This window comes from Halomonas salsilacus (genome assembly GCF_051216275.1).
Lineage (GTDB): Bacteria > Pseudomonadota > Gammaproteobacteria > Pseudomonadales > Halomonadaceae > Halomonas.
Map to the genome: position 1 here is coordinate 50,612 of NZ_JBPKAQ010000002.1, position 14,332 is coordinate 64,943.

The following is a 14,332-nucleotide window of genomic DNA, read 5'->3' on the forward strand; positions in this document are numbered from 1 at the left end:
CCGGCCCTCAGAGGGACAACCGCGAGGCGGTCATGACCTTCTCCGTGGCGCAGCCAACGGCGTCACATCACCGGCACGCCGGTGACCCAGACGTGCAGGTGGAAGGCAAACAGGTAGTAGGCGACCAGGCCGACCACCACCGTGATGGCGGTACGCGCCATGCTCGGGGTCTGCACCGCGGGCGCCGGGCGGCGACGCGCGGAGCGGAAGTCGAACACCGCCCAGAGCAGGAAGGCGCCGAAGAAGACGATATCGCCCAGCCGGCCGTTGGCCAGCAGGTGGGCGAAGGCCCATATCTTCACGGCGATGATCATCGGATGCCCCAGCTTCACCTTGAGGTGGTTGCCCGGCACATAGGCGGCCACCAGCAGGATGAACGCCGGGATCATCAACAGCGACACGGCATGACGCAGCCCCACCGGCGGGAACCACACCCAGGTGGGGTCGAGACGCATCTGGCCATAGCCCCAGATCGCCAGCGCCAGGCCGATGATCGAGACCACCGAGTAGGCGGCCTTCCAGGGCAGCTCGCCCAGGCGCCTGATCTGGGCGCTGCGCCAGTCGTCGGCGACGATGCGCACCGAGTGCACCCCCAGAAAGATCAGCAGGCCGAGAATCATCACGGTCATGAGAGGAACTCCATCAGTAGAAAGTGAACAGGCCGCCAGCCTACCGCACCCGCATGACGGCGTCGCGCACGTCGGCAACGTCCTTCGACTTTCTCTGCCCTTCGACTTTCTCCGCCGAGGGACGCATCATGGGGAATTCCCTCCACCACCGGCTGCACGACCACCATGGCCCTGGACACCACCGCCCTCAACCGCCAGATGACCCACTTCGACGGCCACGACGAGATCTGGCTGTTCGGCTACGGCTCGCTGATCTGGAAGGTGGACTTTCCCTACCTGGAACGACGCCCCGCCGTCATCCACGGATGGTCGCGGCGCTTCTGGCAGGGCTCCCACGACCACCGCGGCACCCCGGAGGCGCCGGGGCGGGTCGCCACCCTAGTGCGCGAGCCGGGCGCGGTCTGCCACGGCATGGCCTACCGGATCACCCCCGAGGTGCTCGCGCCCCTGGATGTGCGCGAGAAGAACGGCTACCTGCGCGAGGTGGTGGCGCTGCACTTCAATGATGGCGACAGCGCCGAGGGGCTGATCTATCTCGCCACCGAGGAGAACGCCGCCTTCCTCGGCGACGCCCCGCTGGAGGCCATCGCCGCACAGATCGCCCGCGCCCACGGCCCCAGCGGCCCCAACCGCGACTACCTGCTCAACCTGGCCGAGGCACTGCGCGAACTCGAGGTGGACGACCCCCACGTGTTCGCCCTGGCCCGGCACCTGTCCTGATACGCCCGATCCACAGCCGGGTGTTTCTGCCCGACGCCCGGGTGGCCAGTGGCTGACGGCGGCAAGCCGGCACCCGAGCCATGCCGAGGGAAGGTGTCACTCAGCGGGTCTGGCGCAGCGTCGCCTGGGTGATATTGCTGCCGGGGGGCACGCTGCGCGTGAGCCAGACGTTGCCACCGATGATCGACCCCCGGCCGATGGTGATGCGGCCGAGCACCGTGGCACCGGCGTAGATGACCACGTCGTCCTCGACGACGGGGTGACGGGCCTCGCCCTTCTTCAATCCTCCCTCGTCGTCCTCGCTGAACCTGACCGCGCCCAGCGTCACGGCCTGATAGAGCCGCACACGGTCACCGATCACCGCGGTCTCACCGATCACGACACCGGTGCCATGGTCGATGAAGAACTGGCGGCCAATGGTGGCGCCGGGATGGATGTCGATCCCGGTCACCGAGTGGGCCTTCTCCGACACGATGCGGGCGATGATCGGCAACCCCGACCGATAGAAGACGCTGGCGATGCGGTGGTGAATCACCGCGAAGATCCCCGGATAGCAGAGCAGGATCTCGTCGACACAGGTGGCGGCTGGGTCGCCCCGGTAGGCCGCGACCACGTCCTGGTCCAGTTGACGGCGCAGTTCGGGCAGCAACAGCGCGAAGGCCCGCACCAGCCCACGGGCCTCCTGATCATGGTCAGCCGGAGAGACGCCCTGGAGCCGATAGTTGAGCTCCAGCTTGACCTGCCCGTGAAGCATCGTGAGGGCATGGCCGAGCCGATGGCCCACATAGTAGTCCTCGCTCTCCTTGCTCAGGTCAGAGGGCCCCAGGCGCATGGGGAAGAGGATGCCGCAGAGGTCGTCGACCACCTCATGAACGGCGTGAAGCGCCGGGAGCTCCCGGCTGCCCAGGTCGCGCTCTCGCCCCTGCTGTTCCCGCCACTCATGGCGTACCTGCCGCAGTTCCGCCACCACACTGTCCAGCGGCCAATCCGCCGCTCTGTCCTGGGAAGGGTTGTCGTTCACCGCGAACTACCTCTGTCGTCGAGACCGGAATGCCATGTTACCTCATCGGCCAGTCGGCTCCGACGGTGCGCCGCGCTGCCTCGGCGCTCACCGCGTCGTCCACCCTGGCCGACTGCCAAGGAGGGCGAAGTCAGAAGAACGAGACCAGCATGCCCAGCAGGGCACAGCCGCCCAGCACCTTGAGCATGTCGACCTTGAACCGGAAGATCGCCAGCAGCGCCCCCGCGGACAGCAGCAGGGCGAAGAGATCCAGCGTGGTGACATCGGGCAGCAGCAGGCGGATGCCGAACCCGCGCCACTCGGTGATCTCGGCGAAGATCACATGCAGCCCGAACCATACCGCCAGGTTGAGGATCACCCCGACCACCGCGGCGGTGATCGCCGCCATGGCGCCGCTCAGGGCGCGGTTGTCACGCAGGCGCTCCATGTAGGGCGCGCCGAGGAAGATCCACAGGAAGCAGGGCACGAAGGTGACCCAGGTGGTGAGCACGGCGGCCAGGATTGCCGCCAGCATGGGGTCGAGCCCGACCGCCTCGCGATAGGCGCCCATGAACCCGACGAACTGCACCACCTGAATCAGCGGCCCGGGGGTGGTTTCCGCCATGCCCAGGCCATCGAGCATTTCCCCCGGCGCCAGCCAGCCGTAATGCTGCACCGCCTCCTGGGCCACGTAGCTGAGCACGGCGTAGGCGCCGCCGAAGGTGACCACGGCCATCTTGCTGAAGAAGGTGGCGATCTGGCTGAAGACGTGGTCGCCCCCCAGGGCCAGGATCAACAGCAATACCGGGGTCAACCACAGCAGCAGGAAGATCACAGCGATGCGCAGCGACCAGCCAGGATCGGGGCGCGCATGGGCCGGCAACCCCTCGCCGAGCAGCGAGTCGCGATCGGCCAGGCCCGAGACCTCGTCGGCCCCATGGCCCCCCCCGACCCGAAAGGCCGCGACGCCCTGGCGGCCACCCCAGTAACCGAACACGCCCGCCGAGAGGATGATCAGCGGAAAGGCGATATCGAGAAAGAAGATGGCGACGAAGGCGGCCGCCGCCAGGCCCAGCATGACGCGGTTTCTGAGGGCGCGTTTGCCGATGCGCACCACCGCATTGAGCACGATGGCCAGCACCGCGGCCTTGAGGCCGAAGAACAGCCCTTCGACGATGCCCACGCTGCCCAGCACCGCATAGAGAACGCTCAGCACCAGAATGGCCAGGAAGCCCGGCAGCACGAAGAGGCTGCCGGCGACCAGCCCGCCTTTGGTGCGATGCATCAGCCAGCCGATGTAGATCGCCAGCTGCTGGGCCTCGGGTCCGGGCAGCAGCATGCAGTAGTTGAGCGCGTGCAGGAACCGCTTCTCGCCGATCCAGCGTTTCTCCTCGACGAGGATGCGGTGCATGACGGCGATCTGCCCGGCGGGCCCACCGAAGCTCAGCAGGGCGATGCGCAGCCAGACGCGCACGGCCTCGCCGAAGGGAATCCGAGGGGGCAAGGGCATCGACATAGGGGATCTCCACGCAGACCAAAAAACGCCAACCCGGCGTCTGCGGGTTGGCGTGACAGGATAGCGCAATGACATGACAGTCACTCGCGGAGGACGATCAGGCAGGACGGCTCACCCTGGCGATGGCCATCCGCGGACCCCCATCAGTCGGCCTCTCTGGCCTGGCGTTCAAGCTCCGTGACCACCTCGGCGGGCAGCGCCAGGGCCTGGCCGAGCTGGTCGAGCCAGGCCCGCTCCATGGGGTGCTGCTCGTCGACCACCGCCACGCTGATCAGGTACATCTCCCGGGCCGCCTGGGGGGAATCGACCCGAGCAGCCAGGGCGCTGGCATCGAGCGGCGCCTTGAGCTGACGCTCCACCCAGGCGTGCAGTTCCTGATCCGCCCCCAGGGCATCGATCTGACCCGAGATAAGCTCGCGTTCCTGATCATCGATATGGCCATCCGCGCGGGCCGCCATGATCACCGCCTGCAAGAGCTCCAGGCTGCGCTCCTCGAGGGCCTGGCCGCCCAGACGCTCCACCGGCGCCCCCTCGGCGGACGCCTCACCGCCCTGGCCGCGGGCAGTGGCGCCGGAAGGGTCGCGGGCATTGACGCGGGCAGTGGCGCGGGAAAGGTCACGGGAATCGTCGCGGGAATCGTCACGGGAACTGGCTTGAGCGTTCTGCCAGGCCTTCCAGGCCATCATGCCCACGCTGGCGATGGCGCCGTACTTCATCGCCTTGCCCCCCGCCTTGCGCCCACTGCCGGAGCCCAGCAGCAACCCCAGGGCACCGCCGCCCAGCAGGCTCTTGACGTCCACGCCCGAGCCACCGCCCTGCCCCGAAGCGCCACCACCGCCGCCCAGCTGGCGGGAGAGGCCGCCCAGCACCCCCTTGATATCCAGGCCAGCACCGCCCCGCCCGCCCGTGTTGCCGGATTGGCCACCCGATTGGCCGGCCGCCTGCTGCATCAGCTGCTCCAGAATCTTGCTGGCATTCATCATGTTTTCCTCATGAAAACCATCAGGGCAGAAGGATCTGCCTGGGTTAACTCTACTCCAGCCACCGGGTTGCGACATCGGCCGCGCCATCAGCCTTTTACATGGACTTTGGCATCAGCGTTGACCTCAGCTTCGACAGCAGCAGGGCAACGTCGCATCATGGCTGCCACACCAGAAACACCGGAGCCGCCCCGCCATGAGCGTCACCCTCGCTGACATCCGCGCCGCCGCCGCCCGCATTGCCGGAAGCGTCGAGCGCACCCCCTGCCTGCACTCTCACACCCTGTCGCGCATCACCGGCTGCGAGCTGTACATCAAGTTCGAGAACCACCAGTTCACCGCCGCCTTCAAGGAGCGCGGTGCGCTCAACCACCTGCTGAGCCTCAGCGCGGCGGAGCGTGCCCGCGGCGTCATCGCCATGTCCGCCGGCAACCACGCCCAGGCGGTGGCCTACCACGCCGCCCGGCTCGGTATCCGCGCCACCATCGTCATGCCCCGCCACACCCCCAACCTCAAGGTGCGCAACACCCGCGAACTGGGCGCCGAGGTGCACCTGGAGGGCGAAGGCGTGGCCGAGGCCGGCGAGGTCGCCCACCGCCTGGCCGAAGCCCACGACCTGGTGTTCGTGCACCCCTACGACGACGAACGCATCATCGCCGGGCAAGGCACCATCGCGCTGGAGATGCTCGAGGAGGCCCCGGACCTCGACGCCCTGGTGATCCCCATCGGCGGCGGCGGACTGATCGCCGGCAACGCCATCGCCGCCACCGCGCTCAAGCCGAGCATCGAGGTGATCGGCGTGCAGACCACGCGCTTCCCCGCCATGAAGCAGGCCCTGGCCGGCGAGCCGATCCAGTGTGGCCACGCCACCCTGGCCGAGGGCATCGCGGTCAGGCAGCCCGGGCGGCTCACCCTGCCCATCGTGCGCGAGCGGGTGCGCGACATCGTGCTAGTGGACGAACCCGAGATCGAGCGCGCCATCCTGCTGCTGCTGGAGATCGAGAAGACGGTGGCCGAGGGCGCCGGCGCCGCCGGGCTCGCCGCGGTGCTGGCCGACCCCGAGCGCTACCGCGGCCGCCGGGTGGGCTTGATCCTGTGCGGCGGCAACATCGACATGCTGGCCCTCGCCTCGGTGATCCAGCGCGGCCTGGTGCGCACCGCCCGCATCGTGCGGGTGCGGGTGGCGATTCCCGACGTGCCCGGCGCCCTGGCCGAGCTGACCCGGCTGCTCGCCGACCAGCGCGCCAACGTGATCCAGATCGCCCACCAGCGCACCTTCACCGACCTCGCGTTGCGCGCCACCGAGGTTGAGGCGACCCTCGAGACCCTGGGCGGCGAGCACACCCGCGAGGTGATCGCGGCGCTGCGCGCCGAGGGCTACGACCCGGTGCTGCCGGCCAACGAGGTGCACCCGGACGAGCGCTGGTCCACCCGCACCCCGGTCTAGCCCAGCGCCGCCGCCCGCGCCTTACGGCTTTCTGCGCGTAGCGCCCTCAGGTCAGCAGGCGTATCCTATTGGCCTCCGAAACATCGTAACGATCCTCACCGATCGATCACCATGAACAGGGAACCGGCATGACCCAGAAGATTCGCGTCGACGCCCCTCTCGTCATCCTCCACGGCGACGAGATGGCCCAGGTAGCCTTCGAGAAGATCCTCGATACCTTCGTGACCTCACGACTGGAGATTCCGCTGGTGGAGATCGACCTCTCCGCCGAGAATCGCCTGGTCACCAACGGCCAGGTGATCGTCGACGCCATCGAGGCGCTCAAGGAACACGGCGTCGGCATCAAGAATGCCGGCATGACGGTCAATCGCACCCAGCTCGGCGAGATGCTCGCCAAGCACCCCGAGCTCGACGTCACCCGCCTGCACCCGCTGGCCACCAAGTCCCCCAACGGCGCCATCCGCAAGGGCATCGGCGGCAACATCACCCGCGAGGACATCGAATTTCGCAACCTCAAGGTCTCGCGCCCGGAGTGGATCGGCCGCGATATCGAGGTGGACACCATGGAGACCGGCGGCATCAAGGAGAGCTTCAACGAGCTCTCCCGGGCCACCGGCGTGGTCAAGCTGATGTTCGTGGGCGAGAGCGGTGACCCGGTGGAGCTGCACCGCCGCGAGGTCAACAAGGGCGACCCCTGGCTGCTGGCCACCAACGACGTGGAGGACGTCAAGGCCTGGGCCCACCGCTTCTTCCAGCGCGCCATCGACGAGAAGCGCGACATCTACCTGGGCCTCAAGGACACCGTGATCGCCGGCTACGACGGCGTGATGCGCGCCGCCATTGAAGACATCTTCGAGAGCGACTACCGCGAGCAGGTGGAATCGCTGGGGCTCCACTACCACTACGAGCTGATCGACGCCCAGGCCGCGCGCCTCGTCGCCAACCCGCCGGAGCGAGCCCTGTGGGGCGTGCCGGACAACACCACCGGCCGCAAGCTCTTCAAGCTGGTGGAAGAGCTCAAGCGCTACGGCATTCCCGCCCGCAAGGCCCAGGTCTCCATCTCGCGCATGAGCGCCGGCGGCGGCGACCAGTACGGCAGCTTCAACGCCCCCGCCAGTGAAGACGGCATCCTCAAGGTGATCGTCGATGGCGAGGAGAAGCACGCGCGACGGGTCAAGAAGGGCGACGCCATCCTGCTGATGTCCAACGACCAGGCGGCGATCAAGGACTGGGTGCTGCAGGTGTTCCGCGACGCCTCGCGCAAGGACAAGGAAGTCTACTTCGGCCTCAAGCGCGAGTACATGGAATACGACGAGGTGTTCAGCACGGCGATCACCGACGTGCGCCGAGAGCTCGCCGAGACCGGCACCCCGCCGCCCTCCTTCATGATCATGCGGCCCTCCAGCCAGCTCACCAAGATGATCACCGACCCGCCCCGCAACGCCCTCTACCCGGCCCAGAACCTGGACGGCGACATCTTCTCCGATATCTCCGCGGCCCTCGGCGGCAGCCTGGCCACCGCCAGCTCGATCATCGAGAGCAAGGACGGCACCATGCTGTTCGAGGCGCCCCACGGCACCGCCCACGATCTCTACCTCACCTACCTGGAGACCGACGGCAAGCAGGCGCACTTCAACTCCTCCGCCCTGCTGTTCGCCGTGGCCAACGCCCTGGAGACCCTGGGCGAGCGCGAGGCCAACGACGCCCTGATCGACTACGCCCTCTCCCTCAAGGCGGCGCTGATCGACACCGTGGGCGCCGGCATCATCACCGGCGACCTCAAGGGCAAGACCAACGACCCGGCAAGCGAGACCCTGGTCGACATGAACGGCTTCCTCGACGCCGTGGCCAGCCGGCTGTAACCCACTCTCGCCACACCGACACCCCCGGGGCCTGCCTGCGCGCAGGCCCCGCGGCGTTGGCGCTCTCGCCTCTTGTGCCCGGAACGCCGATACTGCAGGCAGGACACCCGCCACCGGAGCCACCCCCATGAGCGAACACGAACGCACCATCATGGCCGTCGACGATCAGGGCCGAGAGGTGATGATCGACATCCAGATCAGCGTGAAGGAGCTCGGCGAGCTCACCCCCGCCGGCCCGGTCAGCGGCGAGCCCGCCCTGCGCACCCGCGAGGGGCACCCGGTGACCTACCTGGGCGGCGGCGAGTTCTCCGTCACCCTGCCCGGCGATGAGACCGACCTCATCGTGCGCACCGACGACCCCGATTTCACCTGAGCCTTTGAGGGCTCTGCGATCATGGTACCGTGAAGCGCTGACGGAGCGCGTCTGGCCCATGCTCAGGCCTCCGAGGGGGGGACATGACGAACAGGTTCAGGATCTGGTTGATCGCCGTTGCCGCAGGGGCTGTGCTGACCACGGTGGTGGCGTTCCTGATCTACGCCAACGCCGTACCCGCCCCCATGCGGGTCTCCGAGCCGATTTCCTCTATTCCGGCCATTGATTCCGAAGCGTTTCGCCACCTGCAGTCGGTCGTCCTGGGGAGCACCGCCACCCCGGGGAACCGCATCGATATCCTCGAGAATGGCGAAGAGATCTTTGAGGCCAAGCTGCAGGCCATCAACCAGGCCACCCGAAGCATTACCTTCGAGACCTTCGAATTCTGGGGTGAGGAGATCGCCGGCGATTTTGCCGAGGCGCTGGCCAACGCCGCGCAGCGCGGGGTCGCCGTTCACGCGATCTTCGACCATGTCGGCTCCGTGAAGGCGAGCCGTGACACCTTTCGCCGGATGGAAGACGCCGGCGTGGACGTGGTGCGCTGGCGGTCACCCACCTGGTACCAGCTGTCTCGTTTCAACCACCGCACACACCGCAAGCTGCTGATCGTGGACGGCACGATCGGCTTCACCGGCGGGGCCAACGTGGCCGACCCCTGGCAGGGCAATCCCGACAGCGGCGGCTATCGCGACAACCACTATCGCTTCGAAGGCCCGGTGGTCGCCCACCTCCAGCACTCCTTCATGATCAACTGGCTCGATGCCACCAATCAGCTACTGTATTCGACGAAATACTTGCCCAAGCTCGAAGCGCGGGGCGAGCTTGGTGTCAAGGTGGTCGACGGGTCACCGCGCGAGGGGACGCAGCGCATCAGGCTGGCGTTGCTCCTGGCCATCGCCGGCGCGCGCGACAGCATCCGCCTGGCCACGCCGTACTTCTACCCCGATGACATGATCCTGGAGGCGTTGATCGACGCCCGTGAGCGTGGCGTCAGCGTGGATCTGCTGCTGCCTGCCGAAGGGTATTACAGCACCCTCGTGAGGGAGGCCTCGAGGAATCGCTGGGGCCCGCTGCTCGAGTCCGGTGTGAACATCCATGAATATCAGCCATCGAAGTACCACGCCAAGCTCTACCTGATCGATGACTACTGGGTCTCCATCGGCTCGTCCAACCTCGACAACCGCTCCTTCCGGCTCAATGACGAAACCAACGTCATCATCATGGATGGCGACCTGGCGGCGACGTTGACCTCGATGTACGACCTCGACCTCGAACAGACCAAGGCCTACGACCTGGACGCCTGGAACAACCGCCCCCTGACACGGCGCCTGCTGGGGTGGATGGCCATGACCATCGGCTGGCATCTCTGACGGTGGCGGCGCGCTTCTGCCCAACAAAGGCGGGGGACAATGGGGGCAGGCCCCCATCCTCCCTTCCGGCGGTGACACCAGGCGCGGCGGGATCAGCGGCGCCGACGCCCCAGGTCGATGTCGTTGCGATCGGTGGCGGCCCCGGCGGCGGCACCCAGGCCCCCACCGATCACCGCCCCCTTGCTGATGCTGCCGCCGGTCATGGCCGCAGTCCCGGCGCCGGCGGCCGCGCCCAGGCCGGCGCCACTCAGCGCGCGCTCCCCCGTAGTGGTACCGCAGCCGGTGAGCCCCAGGGCCAGTACGCCGGTCAGCAGGCCGATAGATAGCATTCGCATGTCATGTCCCTCCCAACAAGGTTAATCGTGTTCCCTCACCCAGTTCGATCTCGTGGGCTGCCTACCTTATACCGCCCCCACCGGAAAACGGCTCTACCCTCGGCTCATGATCCACGCTCTTTGAGAATTTCAGGCTCCGGAGTAGCGAGTTGGCGACAGGGGCGGAAGGGGTCCACTTCACCGAGCACCGAGCACCGAGCACCGACCCAAAAAAAACGCGCCCGGTTTGGGAATGGGGACGGGGGACGAAGGAATCGCAGAAAAGCGCGTGCAAGCCCCTCTTCCCCCAGCGCCGGCAGGCCGCATGCAGGGCGATCGTCAGCGTCCATTTCGCCAATGGCCTGTTCATGAGCAACAATGGCGATGAGTTCGCCCTCTCCCCGCTGTCCTGACGCACGCCAACACCACTCTGGAGGAATAACCCGATGATCATTCGACATGCCAACGAGCGCGGCTACGCCGACCACGGCTGGCTCAAGTCTCGCCACACCTTCTCGTTTGCCGACTACTTCGACCCGGCCCACATGGGCTTTCGTGCGCTGCGCGTGATCAACGAGGATCGCGTTCAGGGCGGCCAGGGCTTCGGCACCCACCCCCACCGGGACATGGAGATCCTCTCCTACGTGCTGGAGGGCGAGATGGCCCACAAGGACAGCCTGGGCAACGGGGCGATCATGCGCCCCGGCGATGTGCAGCGCATGTCGGCCGGCACCGGCGTTCGGCACAGCGAGTTCAACAACGCCCCGGACCGGGAGCTGCACTTCCTGCAGATCTGGATCGAGCCGATGCAGCGCGGCATTCCCCCCAGCTACGAACAGAAGGCCTTCCCCGTGGAGCAGCGCCAGGGGCAGTGGCGGCTGGTGGTCTCCCAGGAAGGGCGCGATGGCTCGGTGAGCGTGAACCAGGACGTCAACCTCTACGCCGGGCGGTTCGATGCCGGCGAGCAGGCACCGACGCCCCCGGTGCGCCATGCCTGGCTGCACCTGGTGCGTGGCGAGGCACGGGTCAACGGGCAGCGGCTCTCGGCCGGCGACGCCGCCGCCTTCGAGCCGGGGGAGCCCATCGACGCGGTCGGCGTGAAGGACGTGGAGATCCTGCTCTTCGACCTGGCCTGAGGGTTCTTCCCCTCCCCGATTACCCCTGCTGCTCAAGCCACCCGGCGGTGTCGGTGACCTCGGCATAGGCGAAGGCGAGGCCGGCCATGAAGGCCGCATGCACCTGGGCCGCCGGCACCGTCACCCCATTGAATGCCTGGTCGTGGGTCGCGCAGGCGTCCTGCAGCACCGTGACCGCATAGCCGAGATCCGACGCGGCGCGGGTCGCGGCATCGATGCACATATGGCTCATGGCGCCGGTGATGACGAGACGCTCGATGCCTCTTTCCTGAAGGTGCTCGTGCAGCGAGGTACCCAGGAAGGCGTTGACGCTGTTCTTGAGGATCACGGCTTCGCTGGGGGCGTCCTTTGGCGCCATGGAGGCGTGAATGCGCGCCCCGTCGCTGCCGGGCACGAAGAACGGCGCCTCCTCCGAGGGGAACTCGTGACGCACATGCACGATGGGCAGCGACTGCTCGCGGAACCACCCGAGCACGCGGGCGGCCTTCTCGGCGGCCGGTTCGATGCCCACCAGCGGCCACTTGCCGGCCGGAAAATAGTCGTTCTGCAGATCCACGATGACCAGGGCGGTGGTGCTCATGCGGCGTGTCTCCTTGAAGGCGGTAGCCCGCATCATGACAGGCATCGCCCCTCGCCCACCAGCACCGCCTTGCCGCTCACCCGGATGACGCCCTTCAGGGCGACGCGCAGGCCGAATACAGCGCTAACGATAGCGCCAGGGCAGGGAACCCATCGGGGAGTTGCGTGCAAACGTCAACCATCACCGCCGCCTCATCGATGCCGGCGGTAAAGGCGCGTTATGCAAAGGGCGTCAAGAAAGGAACGTTAAGGAGGGATCGTCAAGAGAGAAACGTCAAGCAAGGAACGTGACGAAGGCAACGTTATAACAAGCGCTGCAAGAAGATCGAGTGGCAGCCGATCAAGGCTAGTCAAATAGACGACCCGTCAAGACGTGAGCGCTGATGCCAGTGCGGCGGCGCTGAATGATGCGCTCTGCAGCTGAACAGCCAAGCACCATCCGAAACGCAAAAACGCCAGCGGCCGGCATCTCTGCCGACCGCTGTGTGGTCTTCAGGCTAGGTGGGGAATGAGAAACTGTTCCCGATTAGCCCATCCGTTTAGCCTTTATTTCAGGCTAGTATGTGTACACGATTAATTTGCAGGCACATTTCCTACGGTAGTTTGACCACCTTCACAGGCATCGGGACGTGCTGCGGAATTATTATCGACGACGTCAGTACCATCATCCTGCTCACCGAGGGTAGTATAGCAAGCCCAACCATCAGCATTTGAACGAGCCAGCCAAATCCCGTCGTCATCAGTAAACACTGAATCGTCACCACTGAATGTATAAACTATAACGGGCTCCGTACCGTCAGCCGGGAGTCCATTAACTACAGTGATATTACCATACTCATGCGCTGAAACTTGAGCCGCATCGTCGCCAGTAACATTAGTTAAGCCAAGGGAAGCAGGTGAAACGACCTGGCTTCTTAAAACGAGATCTTCAGCTATAGTTTGAACGCCGCGAATAGTTGAAAGTGCAGTTGCAGCCTGAGAACGGGCAATATATCCCTGATACCTCGGAATCGCGATCGCCGCCAGGATACCGATGATCGCCACGACGATCAGCAGTTCGATCAGGGTAAAACCACCCTGAGTATTCTTCATTCTCGTCATAACGCCTTGTGTCTTCATTGTTGTGCCCCTTGAATTCTTGTCCGCCCCGGCAGGTTTCTGCCCCTGCGGCTATGCCCTAGCTTGGCTGCCAAACGCCGCCACGCTGCCTTTTCTTAGCGGAGTATCAGCTTGATGGTACTCCTGAGCATTACCTTACGTTACGGTTTGTAATCCTGCAAGCGCCGCGTTCACCTTTTTGCACGTTCGCCTGCGCCGCTCACCGGCGGGGAGCCTCCACCCACAAAAAAGCCCCACGCCCTTTATCCTTGGGGCGTGGGGCGTGGTGTCTGGTGGGCCCAGTAGGACTTGAACCTACGACCAAGGGATTATGAGTCCCCTGCTCTAACCAGCTGAGCTATAGGCCCTTTCAGAAAGGTGCGCCAGGGCGCCGGCGTATGATAGCGAATGGCGATGAGGGTGGCCATAGCCCGCCGGCTCTCGCAACGATCAGGGCGCTGCTCGTGGCGCTGTACAGGGCATTGCCCGTTGCATTGCCCGTTGCATTGCCCGTTGCATTGCCCGTTGCGCTGAACTGGGCACTGCCCGTTGCACTGGCCGCTGCCCCGCCCGGGGCACTTACTGGCCCGGCCGCGGTCTTCCATGGGCCCGCCCCTTCTGGAGATCCGCCGGTGCCCCTTCGCGCTCTTTCTCGTCCGTTCGTCCCTTTTCGTACCCGCTCGTCCGTGCTCGGCGCTGCTCGGGTCGCCCTGCTGGCTCGGCTCCCGGCGGCGCTGCTGGTTGCGCTCCTGGCTACACTGCCCGCGGCGGCGGCCTGGGAGCTGGACCCGGCCCAGTCGCGGGTGGCCGCCACCGTGATCCAGATGTCCCCCGAGGGCCCCATCCCCCGCCAGCACGAGGTGCGTCGGCTCTCCGGCGCCGCCGAGGCGGACGGCACCCTGGTGCTGCCGCTGCGCCTGGCCCAGAGCGACGTGGTCGAACGCCTGGGGCCGCTGCCGCCCTGGCTCTCAGGCCTCACCGAGCGGCCCCTGGCCACCGTGACCACTCGATTTCCGCCCCAGCGCCTGGCGCGGCTGGCGGTGGGCGAATCCCTGGTGGAGGTGCTCACCCTCTCGGTGCAGAGCGGCAACAGCACCCGCAGCGAGCCCCTGGCGGTGCGCTTCACCCGGGAATCGCCGGCGCGGGTGCGGGTCACCAACGCCGAGCGGGTGGCGCTGGATGGCCGCGAGCTGATGGCCGACCCGACCCTGCGCTCGGTCATGCTGCTGCTCGGCTACGAGCAGATCGGCGACGAGGTGCCCGTCACGCTGGACGCCGTGCTGATTCGCCGCTGACGGGAGGCGGCGA

14 protein-coding genes and 1 tRNA gene are annotated in these 14,332 nt (G+C 66.4%); 7 read left to right on the forward strand and 8 right to left on the reverse strand.

Annotation, left to right across the window (positions count from 1 at the left end; genetic code table 11):
* Positions 1–62: 62 nt before the first annotated feature.
* Positions 63–629: an NnrU family protein gene (locus ACR80S_RS03580; RefSeq protein ID WP_435402584.1), complete on the reverse strand. Its 567-nt coding sequence runs from the start codon at positions 627–629 to the stop codon at positions 63–65.
* Positions 630–794: 165 nt separating this feature from the next.
* Between ACR80S_RS03580 and ACR80S_RS03585 the strand changes: the two genes are divergently transcribed.
* Positions 795–1,349, forward strand: coding sequence for a gamma-glutamylcyclotransferase (locus tag ACR80S_RS03585; protein WP_435401717.1), 555 nt, complete (start codon positions 795–797; stop codon positions 1,347–1,349).
* Between the two features lie 100 nt (positions 1,350–1,449).
* Here ACR80S_RS03585 and epsC read toward each other — a convergent pair whose 3' ends face one another.
* From epsC to ACR80S_RS03600, 3 genes are all read right to left on the reverse strand, one after another.
* Positions 1,450–2,370, reverse strand: a complete 921-nt coding sequence (gene epsC, locus ACR80S_RS03590) for a serine O-acetyltransferase EpsC (protein WP_435401716.1) — start codon at positions 2,368–2,370, stop codon at positions 1,450–1,452.
* 130 nt (positions 2,371–2,500) lie between these two features.
* Complete coding sequence (gene chrA / locus ACR80S_RS03595; RefSeq protein WP_435402585.1) at positions 2,501–3,865, reverse strand: chromate efflux transporter; 1,365 nt, start codon at positions 3,863–3,865, stop codon at positions 2,501–2,503.
* 143 nt (positions 3,866–4,008) lie between these two features.
* Positions 4,009–4,845, reverse strand: coding sequence for a tellurite resistance TerB family protein (locus tag ACR80S_RS03600; protein ID WP_435402586.1), 837 nt, complete (start codon positions 4,843–4,845; stop codon positions 4,009–4,011).
* Positions 4,846–5,041: 196 nt separating this feature from the next.
* On the opposite strand from ACR80S_RS03600, the gene ACR80S_RS03605 reads away from it, so the two are divergent.
* The 4 genes from ACR80S_RS03605 (at position 5,042) to ACR80S_RS03620 (ending at position 9,897) form a co-directional block, all read left to right on the forward strand.
* Positions 5,042–6,292: a threonine ammonia-lyase gene (locus tag ACR80S_RS03605; protein WP_435402587.1), complete on the forward strand. Its 1,251-nt coding sequence runs from the start codon at positions 5,042–5,044 to the stop codon at positions 6,290–6,292.
* Positions 6,293–6,420: 128 nt separating this feature from the next.
* A complete protein-coding gene (locus ACR80S_RS03610) occupies positions 6,421–8,154 on the forward strand; it encodes an isocitrate/isopropylmalate family dehydrogenase (protein ID WP_435402588.1) in 1,734 nt (577 codons plus the stop codon).
* A 127-nt stretch (positions 8,155–8,281) separates the two neighbouring features.
* Complete coding sequence (locus tag ACR80S_RS03615; RefSeq protein ID WP_435401712.1) at positions 8,282–8,527, forward strand: hypothetical protein; 246 nt, start codon at positions 8,282–8,284, stop codon at positions 8,525–8,527.
* A gap of 83 nt (positions 8,528–8,610) precedes the next feature.
* The gene (locus tag ACR80S_RS03620) at positions 8,611–9,897 is read left to right on the forward strand and encodes a phospholipase D-like domain-containing protein (RefSeq protein WP_435402589.1); all 1,287 of its coding nucleotides are present in this window, start codon (positions 8,611–8,613) and stop codon (positions 9,895–9,897) included.
* 92 nt (positions 9,898–9,989) lie between these two features.
* Here the strand turns inward: ACR80S_RS03620 and ACR80S_RS03625 are convergent, their stop codons facing one another.
* A complete protein-coding gene (locus tag ACR80S_RS03625) occupies positions 9,990–10,226 on the reverse strand; it encodes a hypothetical protein (protein WP_435401762.1) in 237 nt (78 codons plus the stop codon).
* 431 nt (positions 10,227–10,657) lie between these two features.
* Between ACR80S_RS03625 and ACR80S_RS03630 the strand changes: the two genes are divergently transcribed.
* Positions 10,658–11,347 (forward strand): pirin family protein, encoded by a 690-nt coding sequence (locus tag ACR80S_RS03630; RefSeq protein WP_435402590.1) that lies wholly within the window; start codon positions 10,658–10,660, stop codon positions 11,345–11,347.
* Positions 11,348–11,366: 19 nt separating this feature from the next.
* Here ACR80S_RS03630 and ACR80S_RS03635 read toward each other — a convergent pair whose 3' ends face one another.
* From ACR80S_RS03635 to ACR80S_RS03645, 3 genes are all read right to left on the reverse strand, one after another.
* The gene (locus ACR80S_RS03635) at positions 11,367–11,927 is read right to left on the reverse strand and encodes a cysteine hydrolase family protein (protein WP_435402591.1); all 561 of its coding nucleotides are present in this window, start codon (positions 11,925–11,927) and stop codon (positions 11,367–11,369) included.
* 572 nt (positions 11,928–12,499) lie between these two features.
* Positions 12,500–13,018, reverse strand: coding sequence for a pilin (locus ACR80S_RS03640; RefSeq protein WP_435402756.1), 519 nt, complete (start codon positions 13,016–13,018; stop codon positions 12,500–12,502).
* A gap of 297 nt (positions 13,019–13,315) precedes the next feature.
* A tRNA-Ile gene (locus ACR80S_RS03645) sits at positions 13,316–13,392 on the reverse strand.
* 264 nt (positions 13,393–13,656) lie between these two features.
* Here ACR80S_RS03645 and ACR80S_RS03650 point away from each other — a divergent pair.
* Positions 13,657–14,319 carry a hypothetical protein gene (locus ACR80S_RS03650; RefSeq protein ID WP_435402592.1) on the forward strand — a complete coding sequence of 221 codons (663 nt, stop codon included), beginning with the start codon at positions 13,657–13,659 and terminating at the stop codon, positions 14,317–14,319.
* Positions 14,320–14,332: the final 13 nt, after the last annotated feature.